The 26,135-nt window shown below is 66.6% G+C and carries 25 protein-coding genes; 13 read left to right on the plus strand and 12 right to left on the minus strand.

Translation table 11 applies throughout. The features are described 5' to 3' along the window. Nucleotides 1-200: 200 nt before the first annotated feature. Together phoU and serB are read right to left on the minus strand one after the other, a co-directional pair. Nucleotides 201-875 (minus strand): phosphate signaling complex protein PhoU, encoded by a 675-nt coding sequence (phoU, locus tag Q368_RS0104795; RefSeq protein WP_029457741.1) that lies wholly within the window; start codon nt 873-875, stop codon nt 201-203. Nucleotides 876-1,046: 171 nt separating this feature from the next. Continuing rightward, on the minus strand, nt 1,047-2,267 hold the full coding sequence (serB, locus tag Q368_RS0104800; protein WP_029457743.1) for a phosphoserine phosphatase SerB: 1,221 nt from the start codon (nt 2,265-2,267) through the stop codon (nt 1,047-1,049). A gap of 208 nt (nt 2,268-2,475) precedes the next feature. Between serB and Q368_RS0104805 the strand changes: the two genes are divergently transcribed. Beyond that, complete coding sequence (locus Q368_RS0104805) at nt 2,476-2,700, plus strand: hypothetical protein (RefSeq protein ID WP_029457744.1); 225 nt, start codon at nt 2,476-2,478, stop codon at nt 2,698-2,700. Between the two features lie 159 nt (nt 2,701-2,859). On the opposite strand, the gene Q368_RS26590 is transcribed toward Q368_RS0104805, so the two are convergent. Further along, nucleotides 2,860-3,036, minus strand: a complete 177-nt coding sequence (locus tag Q368_RS26590) for a hypothetical protein (protein ID WP_169740590.1) — start codon at nt 3,034-3,036, stop codon at nt 2,860-2,862. Nucleotides 3,037-3,183: 147 nt separating this feature from the next. Between Q368_RS26590 and Q368_RS0104815 the strand changes: the two genes are divergently transcribed. Further along, nucleotides 3,184-4,320 (plus strand): pyridoxal-phosphate-dependent aminotransferase family protein, encoded by a 1,137-nt coding sequence (locus tag Q368_RS0104815; protein ID WP_029457746.1) that lies wholly within the window; start codon nt 3,184-3,186, stop codon nt 4,318-4,320. Between the two features lie 29 nt (nt 4,321-4,349). Here Q368_RS0104815 and Q368_RS0104820 read toward each other — a convergent pair whose 3' ends face one another. After that, nucleotides 4,350-5,258, minus strand: a complete 909-nt coding sequence (locus Q368_RS0104820; protein WP_029457747.1) for a PP-loop family protein — start codon at nt 5,256-5,258, stop codon at nt 4,350-4,352. Between the two features lie 249 nt (nt 5,259-5,507). Next, nucleotides 5,508-5,705, minus strand: coding sequence for a MoaD/ThiS family protein (locus tag Q368_RS0104825; RefSeq protein WP_029457749.1), 198 nt, complete (start codon nt 5,703-5,705; stop codon nt 5,508-5,510). Nucleotides 5,706-5,853: 148 nt separating this feature from the next. Here Q368_RS0104825 and Q368_RS0104830 point away from each other — a divergent pair, with 148 nt between their 5' ends. The 3 genes from Q368_RS0104830 to trpS all read left to right on the plus strand — a co-directional run bounded on the left by Q368_RS0104830 (nt 5,854) and on the right by trpS (nt 8,053). Further along, nucleotides 5,854-6,219: a response regulator gene (locus Q368_RS0104830; protein WP_029457751.1), complete on the plus strand. Its 366-nt coding sequence runs from the start codon at nt 5,854-5,856 to the stop codon at nt 6,217-6,219. Between the two features lie 120 nt (nt 6,220-6,339). Next, a complete protein-coding gene (locus tag Q368_RS0104835) occupies nt 6,340-6,984 on the plus strand; it encodes a site-2 protease family protein (protein WP_029457752.1) in 645 nt (214 codons plus the stop codon). Nucleotides 6,985-7,045: 61 nt separating this feature from the next. Next, nucleotides 7,046-8,053: a tryptophan--tRNA ligase gene (gene trpS / locus Q368_RS0104840; protein ID WP_029457755.1), complete on the plus strand. Its 1,008-nt coding sequence runs from the start codon at nt 7,046-7,048 to the stop codon at nt 8,051-8,053. A 164-nt stretch (nt 8,054-8,217) separates the two neighbouring features. On the opposite strand, the gene Q368_RS0104845 is transcribed toward trpS, so the two are convergent. The 4 genes from Q368_RS0104845 to Q368_RS0104860 form a co-directional block, all read right to left on the minus strand. Then, a complete protein-coding gene (locus Q368_RS0104845; RefSeq protein ID WP_029457757.1) occupies nt 8,218-9,147 on the minus strand; it encodes a DMT family transporter in 930 nt (309 codons plus the stop codon). A gap of 21 nt (nt 9,148-9,168) precedes the next feature. After that, on the minus strand, nt 9,169-9,588 hold the full coding sequence (locus Q368_RS0104850) for a hypothetical protein (RefSeq protein WP_029457759.1): 420 nt from the start codon (nt 9,586-9,588) through the stop codon (nt 9,169-9,171). Between the two features lie 199 nt (nt 9,589-9,787). Beyond that, nucleotides 9,788-10,375 carry a DJ-1/PfpI family protein gene (locus tag Q368_RS0104855; RefSeq protein ID WP_029457760.1) on the minus strand — a complete coding sequence of 196 codons (588 nt, stop codon included), beginning with the start codon at nt 10,373-10,375 and terminating at the stop codon, nt 9,788-9,790. Nucleotides 10,376-10,460: 85 nt separating this feature from the next. Then, nucleotides 10,461-10,808, minus strand: a complete 348-nt coding sequence (locus tag Q368_RS0104860; RefSeq protein ID WP_029457762.1) for a hypothetical protein — start codon at nt 10,806-10,808, stop codon at nt 10,461-10,463. Between the two features lie 161 nt (nt 10,809-10,969). Here Q368_RS0104860 and Q368_RS0104865 point away from each other — a divergent pair, with 161 nt between their 5' ends. The 5 genes from Q368_RS0104865 (at nt 10,970) to Q368_RS0104885 (ending at nt 19,039) form a co-directional block, all read left to right on the plus strand. Beyond that, nucleotides 10,970-13,483, plus strand: coding sequence for a ComEC/Rec2 family competence protein (locus Q368_RS0104865; protein WP_084158679.1), 2,514 nt, complete (start codon nt 10,970-10,972; stop codon nt 13,481-13,483). Between the two features lie 10 nt (nt 13,484-13,493). Beyond that, the gene (locus tag Q368_RS0104870) at nt 13,494-14,489 is read left to right on the plus strand and encodes a cation diffusion facilitator family transporter (RefSeq protein WP_029457766.1); all 996 of its coding nucleotides are present in this window, start codon (nt 13,494-13,496) and stop codon (nt 14,487-14,489) included. 67 nt (nt 14,490-14,556) lie between these two features. Beyond that, nucleotides 14,557-15,330 (plus strand): LytR/AlgR family response regulator transcription factor, encoded by a 774-nt coding sequence (locus Q368_RS0104875; protein ID WP_029457767.1) that lies wholly within the window; start codon nt 14,557-14,559, stop codon nt 15,328-15,330. Nucleotides 15,331-15,342: 12 nt separating this feature from the next. Further along, a complete protein-coding gene (locus Q368_RS0104880) occupies nt 15,343-17,094 on the plus strand; it encodes a LytS/YhcK type 5TM receptor domain-containing protein (protein WP_029457769.1) in 1,752 nt (583 codons plus the stop codon). A 133-nt stretch (nt 17,095-17,227) separates the two neighbouring features. After that, complete coding sequence (locus Q368_RS0104885; RefSeq protein ID WP_029457771.1) at nt 17,228-19,039, plus strand: carbon starvation CstA family protein; 1,812 nt, start codon at nt 17,228-17,230, stop codon at nt 19,037-19,039. A gap of 81 nt (nt 19,040-19,120) precedes the next feature. Here Q368_RS0104885 and Q368_RS22945 read toward each other — a convergent pair whose 3' ends face one another. After that, entirely contained in the window at nt 19,121-21,205 is a 2,085-nt protein-coding gene (locus Q368_RS22945; protein WP_084158680.1) for a PAS domain-containing hybrid sensor histidine kinase/response regulator, read from the minus strand. A gap of 450 nt (nt 21,206-21,655) precedes the next feature. Here Q368_RS22945 and Q368_RS0104900 point away from each other — a divergent pair, with 450 nt between their 5' ends. From Q368_RS0104900 to Q368_RS23730, 3 genes are all read left to right on the plus strand, one after another. Continuing rightward, nucleotides 21,656-21,931 (plus strand): TM1266 family iron-only hydrogenase system putative regulator, encoded by a 276-nt coding sequence (locus tag Q368_RS0104900; protein WP_029457775.1) that lies wholly within the window; start codon nt 21,656-21,658, stop codon nt 21,929-21,931. Beyond that, nucleotides 21,924-23,360 (plus strand): [FeFe] hydrogenase H-cluster radical SAM maturase HydG, encoded by a 1,437-nt coding sequence (gene hydG, locus Q368_RS0104905; RefSeq protein WP_029457777.1) that lies wholly within the window; start codon nt 21,924-21,926, stop codon nt 23,358-23,360. Before Q368_RS0104900 ends, hydG begins: the two co-directional genes overlap by 8 nt. Before the next feature lie 137 nt (nt 23,361-23,497). After that, a complete protein-coding gene (locus tag Q368_RS23730; protein ID WP_029457778.1) occupies nt 23,498-24,280 on the plus strand; it encodes a class I SAM-dependent methyltransferase in 783 nt (260 codons plus the stop codon). Nucleotides 24,281-24,513: 233 nt separating this feature from the next. Here the strand turns inward: Q368_RS23730 and Q368_RS0104915 are convergent, their stop codons facing one another. Together Q368_RS0104915 and Q368_RS0104920 are read right to left on the minus strand one after the other, a co-directional pair. Beyond that, nucleotides 24,514-25,116, minus strand: coding sequence for a PqiC family protein (locus Q368_RS0104915; RefSeq protein ID WP_029457780.1), 603 nt, complete (start codon nt 25,114-25,116; stop codon nt 24,514-24,516). Further along, entirely contained in the window at nt 25,113-26,120 is a 1,008-nt protein-coding gene (locus tag Q368_RS0104920) for an MlaD family protein (RefSeq protein WP_029457782.1), read from the minus strand. The genes Q368_RS0104915 and Q368_RS0104920 overlap by 4 nt, the downstream gene beginning before the upstream one ends. Nucleotides 26,121-26,135: the final 15 nt, after the last annotated feature.

Genomic DNA, 26,135 nt, shown 5'->3' on the forward strand with positions numbered 1-26,135 from the left:
GTGGTGGCGAGGGGGGAGAAACGGGGAGAGTGGTGGCGAGGGGGGAGAAACAGGGAGAGTGGTGGCGAGGGGGGAGAATGCCTCCGGCGGCCAGGAGGGGGTGACCCCCTCCTGGACCTCCTCGAAAGGGGAGCGGAGTATCGCGCGGGCTTGAAGAGAGAGCGGCAGGCTTGGGAAGGAAGCCGCGAGCGTGGCGGGGCTCAGCCGCCCTGGGACGGCAGGCCGCACTTGTGCTTGTAGTCGATGGCCTTGCGGATGAAAATCGTGGATTCGGCGATGTTGGCGCACTGGTCACAGATGCGCTTGAGGCTGTGGGCCACGAAGGACTGCTGCACCGCGCGTTCCACTGGCCGGGACTCGCGGATCATCTCGCTCGTCACCTCCCGGAAGATGCGCACGTTGAGGTCGAGCGCCGCGGCGTTTTGCGCGATAATCGCCACGGCCGCCTCGGCATTGAGGTCCATGTAGCAGTTGATGCAGGCGCGCATGAGCTCCAGGGCCAGGTCGGCCAGGCGGCGCAGGTCCTCGTGCATGGGCTGGCGCGGCTCGGTGGTGAGGACGACCACCCGCTCGGCGATGTTGACCGCCTCGTCGCCCAGCCGCTCGATGTTGACCAGCATGCGCATGGACCCGACGATGAAGCGCAGGTCCTTGGCCACGGGATGGTGCAGGGCCAGGATTTTCAGGCTCTCCGAATCGACCCGGCACTCGTAGTCGTTGATCTCGCGGTCCGCGTCGATGACTTCGCGGGCCTTGGCGGCGTTGTGCTCAAGCAGGCTGGACACCGCTTTTTTCACGGCGTCCTGGGCCAGATGCATCATTTGCAGGACATCCACCTTGAGCGAATGGATGGCGTTGTCGAGCGGGGTTTCCACGTCACACTCCGGGTTTTCCCCAGGCTTGGCGGCCTTGGGATCGCGATTCCGTCAACCCTTTTCGTCCCTTGTTACGGGCGACAGTGGTGTGACAGAATTGTGACGATTCGGACAAGGCGTGTCAACAAGTCCCGTGGGCGCGGCCAGCCGGGTAATGCTGCGACGTCTGCGTTACGACAAGGTGTCGCGGTCCCGCACGCCGACCAGGTAGAGGATGCTGTCCAGGCCCAGGGTGGAGATGGCCTGTCCCGCGCCTTTTTTTACCACGGGCTTGGCGTGGTAGGCGATGCCGAGGCCCGCGATGCCGAGCATGGGCAGGTCGTTGGCCCCGTCGCCCACGGCGATCACCTGTTGCAGGGAGAGTCCTTCCCTGTCGGCCAGCATGCGCAGGATGTCGGCCTTGCGCGTCGCGTCCACGATGTCGCCGAGCACCTCGCCCGTGAGCTTGTTGTCCTTGATTTCCAGCTCGTTGGCGAAGACGTAGTCGATGCCCAGCCGTTCCTTGAGGCGGTTGCCGAAATAGGTGAAGCCGCCGGAGATGATGGCGATCTTGTAACCGAAGCGCTTGAGGTTGGCGATGAGCCGCTCGGCCCCGTCGTTGAGCGGAATGCGCGCGGCCACGGTCTCCAGGGTGGCGGCGGGAAGCCCCTGCAACTGGCGCAGACGGCGGCGCAGGCTTTCCTTGAAGTCGATCTCGCCGCGCATGGCCGATTCGGTGATGGCGGCCACGGCCTCGCCCGCGCCCGCCGCCTTGGCCAGTTCGTCGATGACCTCGGCGGCGATCAGCGTCGAGTCCATGTCGAAGGCCACGAGCCGGCGGTTGCGGCGGAAGGCGTTGTCCTCCTGGATGGCGATGTCCACGCCGAGCGCCCCGGAGATGGCCAGGAATTCGCTTTTGAGCGCCGTCAGGTCCTCGGGCGTGCCGCGCACGGAAAATTCCACGCAGGCCATGCGCGGCTGGTTGGCGCCGGAAAGCGACGCCCGGCCGGACAGGCGGGTGATGACGTCGATGTTGAGCCCGTTGTCCGCGATGACGCCCGTGACCGCGGCGATCTGCTCGGCGGTCAGCCTGCGGGCGAGCAGCGTGACGATGCGCCGGTCCTTGCCCTGCGCGTCCACCCAGGACTCGTAGCTCGCCGCGTCCACCGGGGTGAAGGACAGGTTGACCCCGAGCTTGTGGCCGCAAAACAGCAGGTCCTTCAAAAAGGGCGTGGATTCGCCGCCGCTCGGGGCCTTGACCAGGATACCGAGGGAAAGCGTGTCGTGGATGACGGACTGGCCGATGTCCAGGACGTCGGCTTTGTGGCGGGCCAGTTCGGCGGTGACGGCGGCGGTGAGGCCGGGCTTGTCCAGGCCGGAGACGCGGATGAGGATGATTTCAGGCTCGTGCATCGGGAGCCTATAGCGCCCGGGCGCGCGGCGGGCAAGATGGAGCGGGCCGGATGGCGGCGTGCGGTCGCGGACGCTTTTGCCCTTTCCCCCCTCAGCGCTTTCGGGTATAGTCAATACGAGGCGTCGTTGCCTCCGATGAGGCGTCGATCCCGTCGCCTTGGCCGTGGGTCGGACGACCCCCGCCGGACACCATGACACAGGAGGAGAAGTGGCCAAGAACGCGTATACATTCGCCAAGAGAGCCAAGGAACTGGCCAAGAAGAAAAAGAAGGAAGAAAAACAGCAGCGCAAGACCGAGCGCCCGGACGTCGAGGAAGGGCCGTACTTCGACGAAGCCACCGGACAGGTCGTCTATCCCGAGGCCCGGTCCGAGTCCGAAGATGATGCCGTTGCGCCCGGGGCGAATGCCGCCGCGGACGAGAAGGCCGGCTGACCGGCCGGCGCCAGCCTGACGCCCGGCCCGCCTTTTCCGCCACCCGTGCCGTCTCCCGGGTTTCGCCGGACGCCGTCAGGGCCGCACGCCCTGGCGACGCCTGTTTGCTTCTTTCCGGCGACCGCGACGAGGCCCGCACGGGCGGCCGGCCCGGGCCGGTTACGGCAACAGGAACGACGGCGTTTTTTGCCGCATGGTGCGAAAATCCTGCCGTCCCGAAACCTGGGTCAGGCAGTCGTTGCTCTGGCGATCGAGAATGCGCTCCAGCTCGCCCGTGGCCACCGGCGCGCAGGCGGCCAACAGCAGGGCGAGCAGCGCGACCAGTATGCGTGGCATGGCGCGAGCCTCCCTTGGGGGGCGATTTTGCCGCCCCGACGCTATAATGCAGCATCCGTGCCCGCCCGAAGCTCCCCCGGCCCGATTGCCCGGCTCCGGCTTTTGCCGTAAGGTCCGCACCTCACCGCAATAACGGAGAAACATGCCATGCCTGACGCCCCGTTTCCCGAATATACGCTTTTCATCACCGGCCCGACCTACGTCCGTCCCGAAGTGCGCGCCGCCGGGGCCTGGCCCGAATACGGCCACCGCGACAGGGAAAACGCCAAACGCTTCGAGCCGATCTTCGCCGACCTCGCCGCCATCGCGGCCCTGCCGGACGACTACAGGACCATCCTTTTCCTGGGCTCGGGCTCCACGGCCATGGAAGCGGCCGTGCGCTCCCTGGTCGCCGACGGCGAGACCATACTGCACGTGTCCATGGGCGCGTTCGGCGACCTGTGGCACAAGATTTCGCTGGAAAACGGCAAGAAGGCGGTCCTGCTCGCCGTCGAGCCCGGCCGCGCCGCCACGGTCGAAGCCGTGGAAGCGGCCATGGACGCGCACAAGCCCGCCGTGGTCGCCGTCACCCACAACGAGACCTCCACGGGCGTGACGAACGACGTCGTGGCGCTCGGGCGCGCGATCAAGGCCCGGGGCGCGCTCGCCGTGGTGGACGGAGTGAGCATCTTCGGCGGCGCGCCAAGCGGCATCGCGGCGTCCGGCTGCGACATGTACTGCACCGCCACGCAGAAATCGCTGGGATTAAACGCCGGCTTCGGCATCGGCTTCGTGAGCCCCGCCGCCATCGACAAGGCGCATCACGTCACGGCCCGGGGGCATGCGTCCGACATCCTGGCCCACCTCGGCCGCGCGGCCAAGTTCCAGACCCAGTCCACGCCCAACGTCAGCCTCGGCAACCAGATGTGGCTGCAACTGGAATACATCGTGAAGGAAGAGGGCATCGAGGCGCGGTTTTCCCGCCACATCGCCATGCGCGAGCAGACCGAGGCTTTTGTGCGTTCGTTGCCCGGGTACGGCCTGTTCGCCGAGGAAGGCCACCGCTCGCCCACCGTGACCACGGTCGTCGTGCCGGGCGGCATGACGTTTTTCGATCTCAAGGCCGTCAAGGAAGCCATGCGCGCCAAGGGCTACCTGTTCGACCCCGGCTACGCCAAGCTCAACGAGGATTTCGAGGCCGTGGGCAAGCGGCCGATCTTTCGCATCGGCCACATGGGCGACATCACCCCGGCCATGCTCCAGGGCTTTCTCGACGCCCTGGGCGAGGTCCTGTCCAAACGCTAGAAAACGCTAGATCGCCGCAGGCCGGCGCGTCACGCGCCGGCCTTTTCCACGAGACTGCGGATGCGGCACACGCCGCAGACCTCCGCCGACGACGGATAGCCGCACCGCGCGCAGGGCTGCAATATCGGCCCGGCGTCGTTTCCTTCCCCACGAAAATACTGCCTGCCCTTGGCCAGAAACGCCTCGTAAAAGGCCGTTTTCTGGCCGGGGCTCGTGTATTCCAGGTCGGACAGGAGCCGTTTGTGGCTCGTGAAGCTGGCCCCGCCGGAGTAGGGGCAGGCCGCCTTCCAATGGTCGATGCCCTTTAAGAAGCAGTAGGCCGCGGTTTCGAATTCGGTGAGCCGGTAGAGCGGCTTGATCTTGCGCACGAAGCGCCCCTCGGCCGGCAGCGACGGCCCCTGCCCGCCCAGGTAGGCCTCGTCCCAGCGCAGCACGTTGGCGAAAAGCCGCGCCGTCTCGTCGTCCAGGTTGTGCCCCGTGGCCAGGGCGGCATAGCCGCTTTCGTAGGCGAACCGGTTGAAATAATGCCGTTTGATCTTGCCGCATACGGCGCAGATGGGGCGGTGCACCGCGTCTTTGACCTTGGGGATGGCAAGTCCCAGGTCCGCCATGCGCAGCACGTGGAGCGCAAATCCGTTTTCCCGGCAGTACGCCTCGGTGCGCGCGCACACCGGGTCCGAGGAGTCCGGGATGCCCAGGTGCACGTGCAGCCCGGCCACGTCGTGGCCGAGGTCGGAGAGTACCCGCAAGAGCGCCAGCGAATCCTTGCCGCCGGAAACCGCCACCAGCACCTTCTCGCCCGGCGCGATCATGGCGTGGCGCCGGATCGCCGTCTCCACCTGGCGCTTGAAGAACAGCTCGAAACAATCGGGGCAAAACCCGGCATGATGGCTCGGCAGCTTCACCGCCGCTGTCTCGCCGCAGCGTTTACATTTCATAAGATCCTTTGAGGGAGGGCGAGGAGAACCGGGGGGGAAACCCCTTTTTGAAAAAAGGGGTTTCCTCCCCCGGACCCCCACCTTCCCCAAAAATTTTTAAAGGGAGGACAGGTGTTGCTTCTTAGCATACTGTCCTGGTCGGAATATTTAAGCCTTCCCCCCCTTACGGGGTGGTCCAGGAGGGGCCCTCGGCCCCTCCTGGCCGCCGGAGGCATTCCTCTTTCTTCTCCCCTTTCTCCTTCACCTTCCCTATCCGCGCGACACGACGGGGCGGATGGCGACGTGGTCGCCGGGGCGCAGGTGGCGGTCCGGGGTGAGCAGTTCGCCGTCGCGGATGACCAGGGCGTCGTTGACGCGCAGGTGAAGTTTGTTGAGCAATTGGAGGACGGTCTTGATTTTTTCGAAAGTGGCTGGCGTGTTGTTCGTGCCCAGTGTTACGGTGATCATGGGCCGCAGGTGTAGCCTGCGGCGCGGTTGGAATCAAGGCGAGATACCGGGGAAAACGGTTGACCCGGCCCGGGCTTTTCAGCATAACCTTGAAGTCGAAAGACGCGTGCATTCGATCACTTTATGCCGTGGTACAAGGAGTTTAGCCATGAGCGGGAAGATTTTGGTCGTCGACGACGAGAAACATATCCGGATGCTCTATCAGGAAGAGCTCGAAGGGGAGGGCTACGAGGTCGTGACCTCCGACGGCGAGGAAGAGATTCTGCCGCTGATGGCCCGGGTGTCGCCGGACGTCGTGGTGCTCGACATCAAGCTCGGCGGCAACCGCTCGGGCCTCGACCTGCTCCAGGAGATACGCGGCAAGGACCAGAGCATCCCCGTGATCCTGAGCACGGCCTACGACAGCTTCCAGCACGACCTCAAATCCATCGCCGCCGACTACTACGTGGTCAAGTCCGTGGACCTCGGGGAACTCAAGAACAAGGTCGCCCTGGCCATGGAAAAAGCCGGCTGAGGAGCCGCCGTTTCACGGACATGCGCCCCGGACGCCCAGCCGGCTCCGGGGCGCGCCGCCAGGCCGTCTCCGGCCCGCCGCCCTTGCCCCCACCAGCCGTTCGTGCTAGCCGCCTTGCCCATGTTTCCAGAAATTTCCCAGACCATGCAGGAGATCGCCCTGCTCGTGGTGCCGGTGCTCATGGCCGTGACCTTCCATGAGGCGGCCCACGGCTATGTGGCCAACTGGCTCGGCGACCCCACGGCGCGCCTGGCCGGACGGCTGACGCTGAATCCCATCAACCACCTGGACGTGCTCGGCACGCTGGCCTTCCTGCTCACGCGCATGATCGGCTGGGCCAAGCCCGTGCCCGTGGATCCGCGCTATTTCCGCAATCCGGTGAGGGGCATGATGCTCGTGGCCCTGGCCGGTCCGGCCATGAACTTCCTGCTCGCCGTGCTGAGCGCCCTGGCCGTGCGGGGCATCGAATACCTGGGCCGCGGCGTGGCGCAGGGGACGCTTGCGTACAGCGTCCTCGAGCCGCTGCTTTACATGTGCGCGGCCGGGGTCACGGTCAACATCGCGCTCGGCATCTTCAACATGCTGCCCGTGCCGCCGCTCGACGGCAGCAACGTGCTCGCCGCCTTCCTGCCGCCGCGCATGGCCATGCGCTACCAGAGCTTCGGCCGCTGGGGCTTTCTGCTGCTCATCCTGCTGGCCGTGTTCGGCGTGCTCGGCAAGCTCATCGGCCAACCGGTGGCGGTGTTGTCCCGGATGCTGCTCTAGGCGGGGGAACCTCCCTTCGCCTTTTTTCCATACCCTTCACGAGGAAACGGATCATATTGCCATGAGTGAGAACACCCCCAAGGAAAACAAGCGGATCGTCTCCGGCATGCGCCCCACCGGCCCCCTGCACCTGGGCCACTACTTCGGCGTGCTGAAAAACTGGGTCGAGCTCCAGGAAACCCACGAGTGCCTTTTCTTCGTGGCCGACTGGCATGCGCTGACCACGGAATACGCCGACCCCAAACGCATCAAGGGCTTCGTGCCGGAACTGGTCAAGGACTGGGTGGCGGCCGGGCTCGATCCGGAAAAATGCGTGCTGTTCCAGCAGTCCCAGGTCAAGGAGCACGTGGAGCTGCATTTGCTGCTGTCCATGCTCACGCCCGTTTCCTGGCTCGAGCGCTGCCCCACCTACAAGGACCAGCTGACCGAACTTGCGGCCAAGGACCTGACCACCTACGGCTTCCTGGGTTATCCGGTGCTCATGGCCTCGGACATCCTGCTCTACAAGCCGGCCTTCGTGCCCGTGGGCCAGGACCAGCTGCCGCACCTGGAACTGACCCGGGAGATCGCCCGCCGCGCCAACCACCTCTACGGGAACTTCTTCCCCGAGCCGCAGGCACTGCTGACGCCCGACGCCAAGCTGACGGGCCTCGACGGGCGCAAGATGAGCAAGAGCTACGGCAACGCCATCGGCCTGTCCGAGGACCCGGCGAGCATGAAGAAGAAGGTCATGAGCATGCTGACCTGCGAAAAGCGCGCCCGCCTGACCGACCCCGGCGATCCCAAGGAGTGCAACCTTTTCCCCTACCACGAGCTTCTGACCGACCCGGCGCGGCTGCCCGAGATCGTCGAGGGCTGCACCCACGCCACCTGGGGCTGTGGCGACTGCAAGAAGCTGCTCGTCGAGTCCATGACCGCCTTCCTGGAACCCATCCGCGACCGGCGCAAGGCCTTCGACGCCAAGCCCGACCTCGTGCGGGAACTCCTGGAAAAGGGCAACGCCGCGGCCCGGCAGCGGGCCTGCCGCAACCTGGAAGCGTTCCGCAAGAAGCTCAACCTCAATTTTTAGGGAAGCGTCGGCGCGTCGGTTCGACGCCGCGCGGCTGCCGCGCCGACAGCCTTTTCGGGAAAGGGATTTCTCCTCAGGGAGAAATCCCTTTTTGTTTTTGCCCGTGGCGAAGCGAATGCGTTGCGGCAACAGGTCTGCGGAACAGTCACGCGTCGTCCCGTTCCTTACCTTTGCCCCGTGCGTGGTTGCGGTCTGGACAAGCGCAGCACGCGCCTGTCCACCGTGGCGAACAGGATGCCCGCGATGATCATCCCGCCGCCGACGATGTGGAAGGACGCGATGGACTCCCCGAGCAGCCAGGCCGATTCGACGGCGGTGAAAAGCGGCAGGCTGTAGTAGACCATGCCCGCAAGCACCGGGCCGATGCCCGCGATGGCCCGCGTCCAGAGGACGTAGGCGATCGTGGAGCAGCCGATGCCCGCATAGGCGATGCCCGCGACCACGGGCACGGTGAGCGCCGGGGCGGGCAGGACGGCGACTTCCACGGCGAGCCCCGGCAGCAGGAACACGAGGCCCAGGGCGAAGGTGGCGGCGTTGTACCCGGCAAGGGACAGCCCCTTGGGGCGGTTGCGCACGAAAAGCGAATAGAGCGCGAAGCTGGCCGCGCCGGCAAGGGCCCAGAGGTCGCCGGGGTTGAAGCGGACGGCCGCCAGATGCTGCCAGTCGCCCCGGGAGAGAAGCGTCAGGACGCCGCACAGCACGACGCCCATGCCCGCCAGCCGCCGCCAGGTGATGGGTTCGGCGTAGAGGATGCGGGAAAGCAGCATGATGATGACCGGCGCCGTGGGCACGAGCAGGGCCATGTTGAGGCTCTGGGTCGTCTGGCCGGCCTTGTAGACGAATGTGTTGAGCAGCGTGACGCCGAGCAGGCCCATGACCGAAAGGTGCCGCCAGTGGCGGCGCATGAGCGGCCAGTCGGCGCGCAGGTGCGGCAGCGCCCAGGGCAGCAGGCAGGCCAGCGCCAGCAGCCAGCGCCAGAAATTGAGCTGGATGGGCGCAATGGCGTGGGCGATGCCGCGGGCCACCACGAAATTGCCGGCCCAGACGACCGTCGCGGCAAGGGCGGCCAACAGGCCGGTCAGAGAAGGCGACATGGTGCGGCTTCTGGCGGGGAACTACTTGAGCGAGCCGATCTTGCCGAACTTGGTGGATTCGGCGCGGTAGAAGACGTTTTCGATGACCTTGTCGTTGCCCACATCCTTGTAGTCGATGCGCACGGGTGAGCCGTCCTCCTTCACCTTGCGGAAGAAGTCGGCGATGTTCTTGAACTTGTCCGAACGCAACCCGGGATCGACCACGAAGAATCCCTGGCTCGTCACGATGGTCAGGACGTTTTTCGTTTCCTGGACCTCTTCCACCAGGGCGGTGGTCTTTTTGTACTTCACCGCGAGGCTGTCCTCGGTCACGAAATCCATCACATAATATGCGGCCACGATGAAAAGCAGGAAGGAAAAAAGCAGGAGCACTTTTCCCTTGTTGACGGCGAAATCGCCGATGACCTGTCGCAGCCGTTCAATCTTGGTCTTGTCGATCATGGGGCCTCGTTGCGCCGGGTGCGCTTGCCATGCTCCCGGGCCGTTTCACGGCGAAGACCATACCACTCCTTGGCGAGGGAAAAAAGAGAAGAATCCGGGGCAATCCGGCAGCGTAGGGGCCGCGTGGGCGACACGGGCCCGCCGACGGCGCGCCGCGCGGAGCCTTGTCGGCCCTTTGCGGCGCGTCCCCAGGCAAAGGCTACGGTTCGATTTTCGTGCCGAGCATCTCCAGGAATTTGCGCATCCATTCCGGATGGGCCGGCCAGGCCGGGCCGGTGACGAGGTTGCCGCTGACCACGGCGTTGGTGAACGTCGCGTTGGGGCCGACGTAGGTGCCGCCGGCGCGTTCGATATCCGGCTGCACGGCCGGGTAGGCCATGCAATTGCAGCCGGAGACCACGTCCGCCGCCACCAGCACCTGCTGGCCGTGGCAGATGGCCGCGATGGGTTTTTTCGCCGCGCCGAAATGCTTGACGATCTCGATGACGCGCGGGTTGAGCCGGATGTATTCCGGCGCGCGCCCGCCCGGCACGACCAGGGCGTCGAAGGACTTCTCGTCCACGGCGTCGAAGTCGTAGTTGAGCTGGAAGTTGTGGCCGGGTTTTTCGCTGTAGGTCTGGTCGCCCTCGAAGTCGTGGACCGCCGTGCGCACCGTTTCCCCGGCCTTCTTGCCCGGGCACACGGTTTTGATGTCGTGTCCGACCATGACGAGCATCTGGTAGGGCACCATGACTTCGTAGTCTTCGACGTAGTCACCGACGAGCATCAGGATCTTTTTGACCGCCATCGCTTACTCCTTGTGCGGTTTCGCCCGCCGCCGGAAGCGGCGGCGGACCCGGCGCGACGCCAACGGCCCGTGGACCGCCCGCGGGCTATTTGGCGCAGTTGCACCGGTAGAATTTGCGGTTGCAAAATTCCAGGCAGGTGTCCCGGGTCTGTTGCACCTTGGCCGCGCACGGGCCCGGCACGTCGGCTTCGAGTTCCATGGCGCGCTGCTTGCACGACGCCTGGCAGGCGGCCATGTCCTCGTGGTAGTCCGTGGCCACCGCCTGGAACACGCCGCAGACGCGGGAGGCGCAGGCCGAGACCGCCCCGGCCGGATCGGAGCGGCAGGATGCTTCGAATTCCTGGGGCGTGATGATCGGCAGGGTATGTTTGGCGCAGCCCCACGCGCCAAGGCAGCAGCAGGCGAGCAAGAGCAGGCTGAAAGGTCGCGGCATGACGGCATCCCCCCCTGGCCCGGGCGGGCAAGGACTTTTTCGAGATTCGCCGCCGTTGTACCTGCTCGGCCGTGTCCTGACAAGCCGGCCTTGCGCGAGGCACGCAGGGGCCGTAGAAATGGGGCCGCGCCGCTGCCCGGCGCAGCAGGGGATTGCCGACCATGGGGCCACGCCGCAAACGACCGCCCGCTTCACCGCCGCGCGCCGCGCCGCTGCTCCCCTGGCATCCCTGCCTGCCGGCCTATGCCGCGGGCATCCTCGCCGTGGCCTTCCCTTTGCCCGCGCTGTGCGGTTTGTTGCTGCTCGCGCTCTTCCCCCGGCCCGCCCCGGGCCGGCCGCGCCTGCTTGCGCTCTGCCTGGCCTTCGTTTTCGGCTATGCCGCCGGATTTCTCGCCATGCCGGCAGCGCCAAAGGAAGTCCCCGCGTGCGTCGCGGGGCGCAAGCCCTGCGCCGTCGCCGGCCGGGTGGCCGCCGTGGAGGGCCGCCCCGGGGGACGGCTCGGCGTGGTCCTTGAGGACGCGACGGTCACGGAGGGCGCGGCAGGGGGCGCGCCCCTGCCCGGAAAGCTGCTGCTGACCATCGACCGTCCGGCCTTTCGCCCCGTGCCTGGCGCGCGTCTTGGCGTCACGGCCCGCGTGCGCACGACCGGTGGCTTCGACAACCCCGGGGGGGCGGATTTCGCCTTCAGCCGTCGCCTGGAGGGGATTTTCTGGCGCGCCTACGTCCGGGGCGACAAGGGGCAGGTCGCGCTTCTGGCGCAAAGCCGCGACGGCCCGGCGCGCTGGCGCGAGGCGCTGCGGGAAAAAACGGCAGCGCTCCTGGCGGCGCGGGAGGCGCCGGACGCCGCCGCGCAGGCGGGGCGGGCCATGGTCCTGGCGCTTGTCTTCGGCGACCGCGCGGGCCTTTCCGCCGCGGACGTCGATCTCGTGCGCCGGGCGTCGCTCGCACACACCCTGGCTCTGTCCGGCATGCATGTGGGGTTCGTGGCCGCCATGGGCCTGGCCCTGACAGTGTTTGTGGTCCGGCTTTTTCCCGGCATCTGCCTGCGTCTGCCCCGGCCCCACCTGGCGCTTTTGCTGACCGGACCGCTGGTTGCGGCCTACTGCTGGCTGGGCGGGGCCTCGCCGAGCCTCATGCGCGCGGCGCTCATGTTCGCCGCCTTCGGGCTCATGCTGGCGCTGCGTCGCGACAAGGCGCTGCTCGACGGCCTGTTCCTGGCCCTTGCCGCCATCCTTTGCTTCGCGCCCCTTGCCGCCTACGACCCCCGGCTCCAGCTTTCGGCCCTGGCCGTGGCCGGCATCGGCGTGCTCTGGCCCCTGCCGCGCCGGCTGCGCGGCAACGCGGCGCTGGCGCGCGTCACGCGCCCGCGCGTCACGCGCCCGCGCGTGCTCGCCTGGGCCGGCGGCATCCTCTGGGCCAGCATCTGCGCCGAGGCGGCGGTCCTGCCCCTTGTCGCACGGCTCTACGGCGACGTCACGCCGAGCTTCTGGGTCAACCTCTTCTGGCTGCCCGTGCTGGGCACGCTGGCCATGCCCCTGGCCCTGGCCGGCCTTGCCTGCGCGGTCGTGCCGGGCGGGGCGGTCCTTGGCGGCTGGCTGCTCGGCGGCGCGGCCGCGTGCTGCCAGGGGCTCATGCGCGCGCTCGATTTCCTGGCCGGCCACGGCCTGCTGCCCGTGGCCGCCATCCTGCGCCCGACCTGGCCCGAGGTGCTCGGCTGTCTGGGCCTTCTCGCCGGGCTCGCAGTGGCCCTGGCCGGGGGGCGGCGCGCCACGGCGGCCCTGGCCGCGAGCCTGTGCCTGCTCGTCGCCCCGACGTTCTCTCGCGTCGTCGTTGACCTCGACGGCGCGGTGCGCCTGACCGTCCTCGACGTGGGCCAGGGCCAGTCCGTGGTCCTGGAACTGCCGCGCGGGCGCAGGTTCGTGGTGGACGCCGGCGGGCTTTACGGCGATTTCGACGTGGGCCGCCATGTCGTGGGCGCGTTTCTCACCGACGGCCGGCCGCCGCGCATCGACGCCGCCTTCGCCAGCCATCCCCACGCCGACCACGTCAAAGGCTTCGTCTCGCTGCTTGCGCGTTTCGAGGTGGGCGCGTTTTTCGACAACGGCGGCACGCCCGAGGGCGCGCTCGCCGCGCCCATGGCCGCGGCTTTGGAAGCGCGGCGCATCCCCCATGCCTCCCTGGCCGCGGGCGACGCCATCGACCTCGGCGACGGGCTGGCCCTTGCCGTGCTGCACCCCGGCCCGGACGACGACCGCTCGGGCAACAACGGTTCGCTTGTCCTGCGCCTGACGCGAAACGGCCGGGGACTGGCCGTCATTCCCGGCGACGCCGAGCGCGGCGTGCTCTCGCGCCTGGCCGCCTCGGGCGCGCAGCTTTCCGCGGACGTGCTCGTCCTGCCGCACCACGGCTCGGCAACGGGCCTTTCCCGGCGGTTTCTCGCCGCGGTTTCGCCCCGGGCGGCCATCGCCAGCTGCGGCGACACCTGGGCCTTTCCCGCGCCCAAGCTCGTGGCGTTCCTGCTAAAACGCGGCTGCCGCGTCTATGCCACCCGCAGCGACGGGGCCGTGACCGTGACCTTTCCCGCTGGCGCGGCGGTCCCTGTCGTGCGAACCCGCCATGATGCCGGCGAGGGGGACGCCGAAACGCCGTTTGCCATGGCGGCCGGCACGCGGTAACACCCGCGCCATGCGCGAAACGACGCCCCCGAAATCCTCTCCCGAGGTCCGGGCGGCCCGCTTGTCCCTGGGGGTCGCCGTGGCGCTGCTGCTCGTCAAAATGGCGGCCTGGCTGCTCACCGGTTCCGCGGCCATCCTTTCCGACGCCCTGGAATCCATCATCAACGTCGTGGCCGCGGCCTTTGCCGTACTGAGCGTCACCGTGGCCGACTCGCCGCCCGACGAGCGCCACCCCTACGGCCACGGCAACATCGAATACTACGCCGCCTGGCTCGAGGGCATGCTCATCCTGCTCGCGTCCATCGGCATCTTCTACGAGTCCTGGGACAAGATTTTCCATCCCGCGCCCATGCCCAACCTCGGCGCGGGCGTTGCCCTGCTCGCGGCCGCGGGCGGCGTCAACCTGTGGCTGGGCATGCGGCTCGTGCGCCAGGGACGCAGTTCCGGGTCGCTGACGCTCGAAGCCGACGGCAAGCACGTGCTCACGGACGTCTATACTTCGGCCGGCGTGTTCGTGGGCCTGGGGCTGGTCTGGGGCACGGGCTGGCTGTGGCTCGATGGCCTGGTCGCCTGCCTGGTCGGGGTCAACATCGCCTGGGCCGGAGTGGGGCTCGTGCGCCGCTCGGTTTCGGGCTTCATGATCGAGTCCGACCCGGTGTTGCTCGAACAAATCTGCTCGCTGCTCCGGGAAAACCGCCAGCCGGCCTGGATCGACATCCACCGCCTGCGCGCGATCAAGGCCGGCCGGCGTGTCCATGTGGACCTGCACCTCATCCTGCCCCGCGACATGACCCTGGCCGAGGCTCACCGGCATGTGGACGCCATGGAGCAACTGCTGCGTTCGCGCCTGGGGCCCGAGGCCGACGTCATGATCCACGCCGACCCCTGCGTCGACGCCCGCTGCCCGGTGTGCGAGGCCGAGCCGTGCGACCTGCGCGACAGCGCCAACTCGGCCACGCCCGTGTGGACGCCGCAGACCACGGGCGAGCCGAAAAAAGGCACTTGATCCCGGCAGGTCCCGGCGTCGCGGGAACCCTCTTTACAGGCCCGGGGCGCGGCGCTACCGTCGCGCCATGAAGCTGCGCGCCCTGGTCGTGGACGACGAAAAGCCGGCTCGCGACGAGCTCGCCTACCTGCTCGGCGCCCACGCCGACATCGAGGTCGGCGAGGCGGACAGCGCCCGCGCAGCCCTGGCCGCCATCGAGGCGGACAGGCCCGACCTCGTGCTCCTCGACATCCGCATGCCCGGCCAAGACGGCTTCGACGTGCTGCGCCAGGCCATGGACTGCGCCCATGTGCCCCTTTTCATCTTCGTGACCGCCTACGACCAGTACGCCGTGGCCGCCTTCGAGCAAAACGCCGTGGACTACCTGCTCAAGCCCGTCTCGCCCGAGCGCCTGGCCGTGAGCCTCGAGCGCGCCCGGGGGCGGCTGGCCGCGGGAAAGGCCCGCGAGGCCGAGGCCATGGCCGCGCTTTTGGCCGGGCTTGGCTGTGGCGGCGGCAGGGCCTGCGCGCGCGTCGCCGTGGAGCGCCACGGCCGCATCGCGCTTTTGCCCGCGGCGGAAGTCTTTTGCCTCGAGGCCGACGACAAGGGCGTCAACGCCCTGACCGACCAGGGGCGCTTTCCCTGCCACGGCCTGCCAACCCTGTCCCGGGCCGAGGAGCGTCTGGCCGGACTGTCCTTTTTCCGCGCCAACCGCGCCGCGCTGGTCAACCTCGAGCGCGTGGCCGAACTCTCGCCCTGGATCGGCGGCAAGTACCTGCTCGTGCTCGGCGACCCGCAGCGTACGGAAGTCACGGTCAGCCGCAACCGCGTGCGCGAATTCAAGGAGCGCCTCGGGCTGTAGGAGGGGAGCGGCATGAATCTCGACATCTTCGTTCCCGCCGTTCCGGACCTGTTCCTGAACCTGTCCCAGCGTTTCGGCCTGCTGCTCGCCGGCGGCTTCGCCATCATGACGCTCGCCCCGTTCGAGCGCATGCGCACGGGACGGGAAAGGGCCCTGTGGAGCATGCTCGCCGTCACGGTCCTTTTTGGCATCTTCGGCATCCTCGGCACCTATACCGGCAACTACGTCTTCCATTCCTACGCCAACCTGCGCGCCATGGGCGTGATCACGGCCGGGCTCTTCGGCGGCCCGGTGGTCGGCATCGGGGCCGGGCTCATCGCCGGCGGCCACCGTTACCTGATCGACGTGGGCGGGTTTTCGGCCCTGCCCTGCGCCCTGGCCACGTTCCTCGAGGGCACGGCCGCGGGGCTCATTGCCCGGCGCTATCCGGGCAAGTCCCTGGACTGGGGCGTGGCCATGGCCCTGGGCATCGTGGGGGAAACCGTCCACATGGGCCTCGTGCTCGCGCTGTCGCGGCCCTTTGCCGAGGCCGTGGACCTCGTCGAGGTCATTGGCGCACCCATGATCGTCATCAACGCCATGGGCGCGGCCATCTTCGTCAAGGCGCTCGGCGTGCAGCGCCGGCTGCGCGAACTGCGCGACTCGACCGAGGCGAGACGCATCCTCTCCATCGCGAGCAAGACCGTGGCCCACCTGCGCGGCGGCCTCACCCCGCAGTCGGCCCAGGCCACGGCGGCAATCATCCTGGCCGAGACGGGCGTGGCCGCCGTGGCCGTCACGGGCGTATCCGCCATCCTGGCCCATGTCGGGGCCGGCGAGGACCACCACCGCTCCGGCGAGCACTGGCGCACCCGGGCCACGCAGCAGGCCATCGAGTCCGGGCAGGCGCTTTTTCTCCACGATGCGGAATCCATCGGCTGCGCCAAGGCCGGCTGTCCGCTGCGCGAGGCCATTGTCGTGCCCCTGCGCAAGGGCGCGGAAATCCGCGGCTGCCTCAAGCTCTACGGCACCAAGGACCGCCCCCTGGACACGCCCCTGTTCGAACTGGCCAAGGGCTTGGCCGCGCTTTTTTCCACCCAGCTCGAACTGGAGGACATCGGCATCGCCAACCAACTGCTGGCCCACGCCGAAATCCGCCGCCTCCAGGCCCAGATCAACCCGCACTTCCTTTTCAATTCCCTCAACACCATCGCCTCGTTTTGCCGCACCGCGCCGGGCCAGGCCCGGGAACTCCTGCTCGACCTCGCCCGCTACATGCGCCGCAACCTGGACAGCTCGCGAGGCCTCGTGCGCTTGTCCGAGGAAATGGACCAGGTGCGCTCCTACCTGGCCATCGAACAGGCCCGCTTCGGCGAGCGCATCCGAAGCGAGATCGACCTGGAGCCGGGCTGCGAGCAATGGCTCGTGCCGCCGCTGATCATTCAACCGCTTGTGGAAAACAGCGTCCGCCATGGCCTGCAAGGCCGGGAGGAGGGCGGCCGGGTGCGCGTGGCCGCGCGCCGCGAAAACGGCCACCTCTGCGTGGCCGTGGAGGACGATGGCCTGGGCATGAGCCGCGACGTGGTGGACGTCATCCTTTCGCCGCGCTCCCTCGAATCCCTGGCCGAGGGCGTGGGCGCGCGCAATTCCAACCAGCGCCTGATCCAGCTCTACGGCCCCGAGTACGGGCTGCGCGTGGACAACGCCCCGGGCCGGGGCAGCCGGATCACCTTCCGCGTGCCCGCCGCCGGCCCGGCCCCCGAGGCCCTGTCAGCCAGCCCCTGAAATCGTCGTTTCAGCCCCTCGATTATCCCTTTCGCGTGGGGGGCATTGTTGTCGGTTTTCCCCGGTGGCATCACGGGGCCGAACTCGGCAACAGGCCGTCCCCGAGACGGGCGGTCAAACACGGGAGGCTGGTATGAACGCCCTGACCCTGGTCTTTGCCGCCCTGTGCATCTTCGCCATAGGGTATCGCTTTTACGGACTTTTCTTTGCCAAGAAAGTCCTCGGCGTCAACGACTCGCGCCTGACGCCGGCGATCACCATGGCCGATGGACAGGACTACGTGAAGACCAACAAGTTCGTCCTTTTCGGTCACCACTTCGCGGCCATCGCCGCGGCCGGACCGCTCATCGGCCCGGTGCTCGCCGCGCAGTTCGGCTACATGCCGGGGGCGCTTTGGATTCTCGTCGGCTGCGTGCTGGCGGGCTGCGTCCACGATACGGTGGTGCTGTTCGCCTCGGTGCGCCACAAGGGCCGTTCCCTGGCCTACATCGCCAGCAAGGAAGTCGGCAAGGCGACCGGCGGCGTGGCTTCCGTGGCCGTGCTGTTCATCCTCATCCTGACCCTGGCCGGCCTGTCCCTGGCCGTGGTCAACGCCATGCACGACAGCCCCTGGGGCTCGTTCACGGTCTTCGCCACCATCCCCATCGCGCTGATCATGGGCGTGTACCTGCACAAGTGGCGCGACGGCGACGTGCTCGGCGCGTCGGTCATCGGCGTGGCGCTCATGTTCATCACCATCCTGGTCGGCCCGTACGTGGCCGAGAGCCCGTTCTGGCGGCCCATTTTCGACCTGCCCCGCCCGGCCATCGCGCTCACCATCCCGCTCTACGGCTTCGTGGCCTCGGTGCTGCCGGTATGGCTGCTGCTGTGCCCGCGCGACTACCTGTCCACCTACTTAAAGGTCGGCACCATCTTCGCCCTGACCGTGGGCATCTTCTGGGTGCACCCGATGTTGCAGATGCCGGCCCTGACCCAGTTCACGGGCGGCGGCGGCCCCATCATCGGCGGCGCGGTGTTCCCGTTCCTTTTTATCACCATCGCCTGCGGCGCGCTTTCGGGCTTCCACGCCATCATCGGCACGGGCACCACGCCCAAGATGCTCGACAGCGAGCACAACCTGCTCTTCGTCGGCTTCGGGGCCATGCTCATGGAAGGCTTCGTGGCCATCATGGCGCTGGTCGCGGCCTGCGTGCTCATGCCCGCCGACTACTTCGCCATCAACACCGTCCCGGCCGTGTTCGCCAAGCTCGGCATGACCCCGGTGGACCTGCCCGCCCTGGCTTCGGCCGTGGGCGAGAACATCCAGGGCCGTCCCGGCGGCGCGGTTTCCCTGGCCGTGGGCATGGCCCACATCTTCTCGTCGATCCCGTTCATGAGCCACCTCATGGGCTACTGGTACCACTTCGCCATCATGTTCGAGGCCGTGTTCATCCTCACGGCCGTGGACACCGGCACCCGCGTCGGCCGCTTCTTCCTCCAGGAAATGATCGGCCAGGTGGTGCCCAAGTTCCAGGAAAAGCACTGGTGGCCCGGCATCATCAGCACCTCGGCCATCTTCACCTTCGCCTGGGGCTATCTGGTCTACACCGGCGACATCTCGACCATCTGGCCGCTTTTCGGCATGTCCAACCAGTTGCTCGCCGCCGTGGGCCTGCTCATCGGCACGACCATGATCATCCGCATGGGCAAGGCGCGCTACGCGGCCCTGACCGCCGTTCCGGGCCTGGCCATGGTCGTCATCACCGGATGGGCCGGCTATCTCCAGATCGTCAACACCTACCTGCCTGCGGGCAAGTACCTGCTGACCTTCCTGGCCATCGTCATCCTGGCGCTCATGGCTATCGTCATCGTCGGCACGGTGCGGCGCTGGATCGAGCTGCTTGAGATCAAGAAGCCCGTGCAGGACGCCTACGGCGACACGGTGCTGGAAATCGTCGGGGAATAGGTTCCCGCGACCTGCCTGCGACGGCGAAAACGTCCGGTGCGGCGATGCCGCACCGGACGTTTGCCGTTTTGCGGCGGGAGATCAGTCGCTGTCCCGGGGCGCGGCGAGCAAGCCGCTCAGGGTGCCAAGAAGCGTGGCTTTGCGCACGGGTTTGGTGAGGAACGCGTCGCAGCCGGCGGCCAGCGCCTTGCGCTCGTAGTCGGCGAAGGCGTGGGCCGAGAGCATGAGCACCGGCGTGCGCGGTGCGCGGGATACGGCCTCCACCCGCCGGATGGCTTCGGTGGCGGCGCAGCCGTCCAATTCGGGCATTTCCATGTCCATGAGCACGATGTCGAAGCGCCCTGGGGCGAACCGTGTCAGGGCCTCGACGCCCGTGCTGGCGAAGGCGATGTCGTAGGGCTCCTTGTCCAGGAACAGGCGGACCATTTCCCGGTTGGCCAGGGAATCCTCGACCAGGAGCAGGCGGCGTCGGCGTGCAAGCGGCGGCGGTGTTGGGGAGGTCGCGCTTTCGCGCCGGGACGCATCGTGCTTCTCGCCGGACAGCGACGGCAGGGTGCAGGTGAAGCGCGAACCCTGCCCGGGCACGCTGTCCACGGAAATGGCTCCGCCCATGCGCTCCACCAGGCTTTTGCAGATGGCGAGCCCCAGGCCCGTGCCGGTGGGACGCCTGCCGGCACGGGCCTGGGTGAAGGGCGCGAAAATACGGTCGCAGTCCTCGGGCGCGATGCCGACGCCGGTGTCCGTCACATCGAGCCGCAGGCCCGGCGCGCCCGAAGGCGCGCCGGGTGCCCCGCAGCGCGTGGCCTCGAGGGCGATGCCGCCCGCTGCCGTGAATTTCACCGCGTTCCACAGAAGGTTGAGCAGCACTTGGCGCACCCGGTCCGGGTCGTTGACCATGCGCGCCGGCAGTTTTGCGTCCAGGCGTACGGTGAAGGACAGCCCCTTTTCCTCGACGGCCACGGCCATCATGTCCCGCACCTGTCCGACCAGCGCCGCCGGGTCGAAGGACTGCGGTCGCAGTTCGAGCTTGTTGGCCTCGATCTGGGAGATGTCGAGGATGTCGTTGATGAGGTGGAGCAGCACCTGCCCGGCGCTTTCCAGGGAAGTGAGGTAGCGCGCCTGCTCGGGCGCGAGGGCGGTTTCGCGCAGGAGTTCCGCCATGCCGAGGATGATGTGCATGGGCGTGCGGATCTCGTGGCTCATGTTTGCCAGAAATTCGGTCTTGGCCCGGTTGGCGTTCATGGCCGCGTCCCGGGCTTCGGCCAAGCGCTGTTCGTACTGCTTGCGCAGGGTCAGGTCGCGCGCGGCGACCAGGGACAGGGTGCGCCCGCGTTCGATGAACGCCACGCCGTGGACCTCGGTGGGGAAGGTCGTGCCGTCGGCGCGCCGGGCCAGTCCCTCGAAGCGAAAGGGGCCCGGCTGCATGTTTGCCCAGATGCCGTGCAGGACCTCGGCAGGGCAGGACACCTCGAAATCCGTGACGCAAAGGCGCGTGAGCGTCTCCCGGTCGTAGCCGAGCAGCAGGCAGGCCTGGTCGTTGAAGTCCAGGATCTTGCCGGCCATGTCGTGCAGGAAGACCGCATCCGGCGTGTTCTGGGCCAGCATGCGAAAACGGGCCTCGCTTTCCCGCAGCGCCTGCTCGGCCTCCTTTTGCGCGGTGATGTCCGTATTGGCCCCGGTCAAGCGCGTCACGCGGCCCGAAGCGTCGCGTAGCGCGCCGCCCCGGCACAACATCCAGCGGTAGGTGCCGTCCTTGTGGCGCAGCCGGAATTCCAGGGTGAAGGAGGTGTTTTCTCTCCCGGCGCACTCCTCGAGCGCCTGCGACACCCGCGCCACGTCATCGGGATGCATCCGCTCCCAGTACGCTTTCAGGTCGGGCGGTGTCTCTCCCTGGGCGAACCCCAATTGTTCCAGCCAGCGAGCCGAAAAGGAAACCTCCCCCGTGTCCGGGGTCCAACTCCAGGCGCCGTCCGTCTGCGGCAGGACTTTGGCGAAGTCCGCTTCGCCGTCCTGCCCACGGTGGTCTGCGGCAAAACCGCATGTGTTGGCGGCATCCGGGGAACCCTGAGAATCCGGCGCAGGCGCGGGGCCTGATGTCGGAAGTGTTGCTTCCGACGCCTCGGGATCAAGAAGCGGCGCTGCCGCGGGGGGCGGTATTTTTGCCATGGGCGACGGGGACGGGGAAACGGGGTGAACGCCGATGGGCCATCGGTTTGCATGAGAAGTGCACGCCGCCTTTACCTTGCTTGAGGCTATCCCATCCTGATTCGGGAAGCAAGTTCGTATCTACGATATCTAGGCGAGAAAGTTACATATTCATGGATCGTCCCGACATGCCGTCAGAACTCTTGGAAGCTATCGGCAGGATGGCGGGGGAAAAATAGTGGTACAAAATATTTTTTCGTGCTACTAGCCAAGCCCAGTGAAAGGGCATAGTGTTGCCTTGCTGCCGTGCCGGGTCCCTTGGGCCTGTCGCGAAGGCGCACAACAAAACCGCTGTCTGCTGGCAAGGGGGTGACCCCGCGCCGAGGATACCGCCATGAACCACGACGCAACCCATGCCTTTTTTCGCCTCCGGCGGGAAAAGGCTTTTTTTATGGTCAAGGGAGGACGTTCATGAACAGACGCATCGGCGTGATCGGCATCGTCATCGAGGATCCCAAGCATACCTCGGAGAAAGTCAACGCCGTGCTGAGCGAACACGGCGCCATGATTCTCGGCCGCATGGGCATCCCCCGTCCCGAATACCACGCCGGCGTGGTGGCGCTCATCATCGAGGGCACAACCGACGAGATCGGTTCGTTAACAGGCAAGCTCGGGAATCTCCCCGGAGTCACGGTCAAATCCGCGCTCACGTCCAAGTCCTTGCACAAGGAGCAAGATCATGATTGACGAATCCCAAAGAACTTCCGACGCGTTCATCGACGACGCGCGTATCGCGGCAGCGCTTGCCAACGCCAAAACGGCGGCGGGCGATCCGGCCAAGGTCGGGGCCATTATCGACAAGGCCCTGCTGTACAAGGGCCTCACCGCCGAGGAAGTGGCCGTGCTTCTCGAAGTTGAGGACAAGGCCTTGCTCGAGCGCATGTTCACGGCCGCCAAGACGGTCAAGGAAGCCATATACGGCAAGCGCATCGTCCTGTTCGCGCCGCTGTACCTGTCGAGCTTTTGCGTCAACAACTGCGTCTACTGCGGCTACAAGCGCAGCAACAAGGAGCAGCTGCGCAAGCGCCTGACCATGGACGAGATCAAAAACGAGATCGAGATCCTCGAATCGCTCGGGCACAAGCGCCTGGCCGTGGAAGCCGGCGAAGACCCCAAGAACTGCCCCATCGAATACGTCACCGACGCCATTCGCGCCATCTACAGCATCCGTGACGGCAACGGCTCCATCCGCCGCGTCAACGTCAACATCGCCGCCACCACCATCGAGGATTACAAAAAACTCAAGGAAGCGGAGATCGGCACCTACATCCTTTTTCAGGAAACCTACAAGCGCGACCGCTACGCCGAGCTCCATCCCTCCGGCCCCAAGCACGACTACAACTGGCACACCACCGCCATGGACCGCGCCATGAAGGCCGGCATCGACGACGTGGGCATCGGCGTGCTCTACGGCCTCTACGACTGGAAATACGAAACCGTGGCCATCTTCCTGCACGCCGAACACCTGGAAAAAACCTTCGGCGTCGGCCCCCACACCATCTCCGTGCCGCGCATGCGTCCGGCCGGGGCCGTCAACCTCGACACCTTCCCCTATCTCGTGCCCGACGAGGCCTTCAAAAAAATCATCGCCATCATCCGCCTCGCCGTGCCCTACACCGGCATGATTCTCTCCACCCGCGAAGAGCCGGATTTCCGCGACGAACTCATCGACTGCGGCATCTCGCAAATCAGCGCCGGCTCCTGCACCGGCGTCGGCGGCTACCAGAAAACCGTCGTCGAACACGAGTCCACCCACAACACCAACAACGGCCAGCAGTTCGAGCCAAGCGACCAGCGCTCGCCCAACGAAATCATCCGCATGCTCTGCCAGCGCGGCTTCGTGCCGAGCTACTGCACCGCCTGCTACCGCCAGGGCCGCACCGGCGACCGCTTCATGTCCCTGGCCAAGGACGGCACCATCCAGAACGTCTGCCTGCCCAACGCGCTGCTCACCTTCAAGGAATACCTGATCGACTACGCAGATCCTGAAACCAAGGTCGTGGGCGAAGAACGCATCAAGGAAGCTCTCGGCACCATACCCAAGGACGGCATCCGCGAACTCACCGCCCAGCGTTTGCATGACATCGAATGCGGACGCAGGGATTTGTTCTTCTAGGGAAATCGCGTAAGACACGGCACATGCCCGTGCATGAGGTCCCGGCCGGCCGGAAGTGGCGCATTCCCTTCCGGCCGGCCGCGTTTTCGGGGCAGGGATCGCGGCCGGCGTCTCGCGCTGGCAAAGGAGGTCGCTTCATGATGTGTCCGCTCTGCGCCGCTCCAACCGGGACGACAAGAGGTTATGGCAGGACCTTTTACGCGTGCCCCCTCTGCGGGCATCTCTTTACGCGCGATTACGACGAAACTCAGTTGCGTCGGGGCATGGGCATGGAAGGGTCGTGGTCCGGGCCAGGGGGCGGGGGGTATCGCGAGTACTGCCTCGTCAAAATCCTGGAGCAGTTATGCGGCATGAAGTCGTTTCTCCTTTTCGGAACCGGCAACACGCCGACACTGGCCCGCCTATTGGCCGAAGGGGTCGATGTCGTGGGTTGCGATATTTCGCCGGACGTCGTGGCCTATAAAAAGAGCGTCCACGGCGAGGAGCGCTTTGATCAACCCGACGCGTTGCCCGGGGGGAGGCTGTTTGACGGCATCGTGGCGGTCGAGGTGATCGAGCACTTTGTCAATCCCCTGGAATCGTTCGGCTTACTGTTTAGCTGTCTCGCCCCGGAAGGAATCGTCGCCGGGACGACGGATTTTTATCCGGGAGGGCCGATCGAGGATGCCAACAGGTATATGTCCCATAAGGGGCATGTGGCATACTGGTCCCAGGCGAGTCTGCAAACTGTCGCGGCGCGGTTCGACAGAAGCGTGACCGCCTTCGAGATGGTGCGGCCGGGATCGATTCTGCCCGATGAAAAGTTCCGGCTGCTTTGGCCGAACAAGCGCGTGTTTTTTATGCACGGCCGGGGAGAGAATGGAAGGCGGCTGCGCGCGTTGCACCACGACATGGATATCCTGGATATCAACATGCCCTAGGAGAGAATAAGCGAAGAGGAAGAATGCTCCGGCGGCCGGGGGGGATCATCCCTCCCGGCCGCCTCTTCGTTGCGCCAACGCCAAGCCTCCCGGTGCCCGCATCCTCCCCCGCGCCACGACGCCGAACGGGGGGACCGGGGGGAGTGACTCCCCCCGGCGGGGTCCGGGGCAAAGCCCCGGCGGGTGCAGGGCAGCGCCCTGCCGGGGTCCGGGGCAGCGGCCCGGTTCCCTGGCTAGTTCCCGAGCAGCGAGGCGGCGACGTCTTTGGCGAATTGTTCGAGGAGCTTGCTTTGGGCGGCGGCGAGGCTTTCGTAGTCGGGCGCGGCGACGGATTCGCGGTATTCGTTGGAGCGCCAGGCGACGTTGTTGCCGTCGGCGTCGAGGATGGACCAACTGGCGCGCAGCACGGTGTCCTGGCCGAGCATGCCGTCGAAGCGGGCGACCTGGATGACGATCTGGCGGTCGGGGTGTCCGCCGGTAGGCCAGGGGTAGGTGACGAGCGGTTTGGCGCACACGAGCCCGGCGAGGTTTTCGGTGAGGATGCGCTGGAAGTTTTCGCGCGGGGTTTCGATCCACTGGTCGAATTCGGCCAGGTGCATGCGGTTGCCGCCGGACCGGGTGACGATTTGCGACCGGTCGAGGTAGGCGGGAAAGTCCACGGGGCCCACGCCCACGGACATGCAGGGTCCGGCGGGCGCGGCATCGCTTTTTTGTGGCGTGGCGTTGAGGGAATAGAAGTGGGTGGGCGCGGATTTGCCGCAGCCGGCGAGGGGCAGCATGCCGACTGCGAGGGCCATGGCCACGATGCCGTTGCGGACGGCGGATTTCGTGTTCATTTGCGGGGAGCTCCCTTGCCCTGGATGAGCGCTTCGGGGTGACGTTCCAGGAAGTTTGCGAACTCGCGTATGGCGCGCGCGGCGTTGGTGATTTCGGCCAAGGCCCGGTTGAGGTCGGTGATCGTGGGCGAATTGGAGTTCACGATTTTCTGGAAGTTGTTGATGGCGGACCGGCTGTCCTTGAGCGTGGTGTCGAGGGAGCCGAGCGTGTTCTTGGCCGCGCTGCTGAGGCCCTCGGAGCGCGTGTCGAGGTGTTTGGCCAGATCGCCGAAGTTGGTAATGGCCTCTTCGAGGTTTTGGGCGAGGGGGCCGACCTTGTCGCGGATGTCCTGGAGCAGCGTGTTGCCGGTGTTGAGGGTGGCGTCGATTTTGCCCGGCAGCGCTTTGAGTTGCGGCGAATTGACGAGGGTTTCGATGCCGGTGACCGCACCGATGAGGCGATCGACGAGTTCCTGGAGCGGCAGTTGCTTGATGGTCTCGGTGAGCTTTTCAAAGGTCGAGGGCACGGTGGGGATTTCGGCGATGTCGCTGTGCCCCACCAGCCGCAAGGGGGTGTCCGGCATGAGGTCCAGGGAAACGGCGAGTTGCCCGGTGACGAAGCTCTGGGTCACGAGCTGGGCGCGCAGTCCTTTGTCCACGAGTTGCGCCAGGAGGTTGCCGGGATTCTCCTTGCGGGCATCAGCCAGCGACATGTCTTTTTCCCCGGGTTTGCCTGTGAGCTTGATCTTGCCGCCGAGGATTTCCACGACCACCGGGATATAGAACTTGAGGTGGGTGGGGTCGGCCTCGATGCTGATTTCCTTGACAGAACCGATGGGCACGCCGCGGAAGACCACGGGCGCGCCGACCTCGAGGCCGCCCACGGAGTTGGGGAAAAACATGATGCAGCGGTAGGTCTTGGTGAAAAACGTGCCCGAGCCCAGGGCCACGATGGCTCCAAGGGCCAGTGCTATGGCGCCGAGGACGAAGAGGCCGATTGTGGTTTTGTTGGTTTTGGCGCTCATGCGGAGGGTTCCTTT

This window comes from Solidesulfovibrio alcoholivorans DSM 5433 (assembly GCF_000702665.1).
Lineage (GTDB): Bacteria > Desulfobacterota > Desulfovibrionia > Desulfovibrionales > Desulfovibrionaceae > Solidesulfovibrio > Solidesulfovibrio alcoholivorans.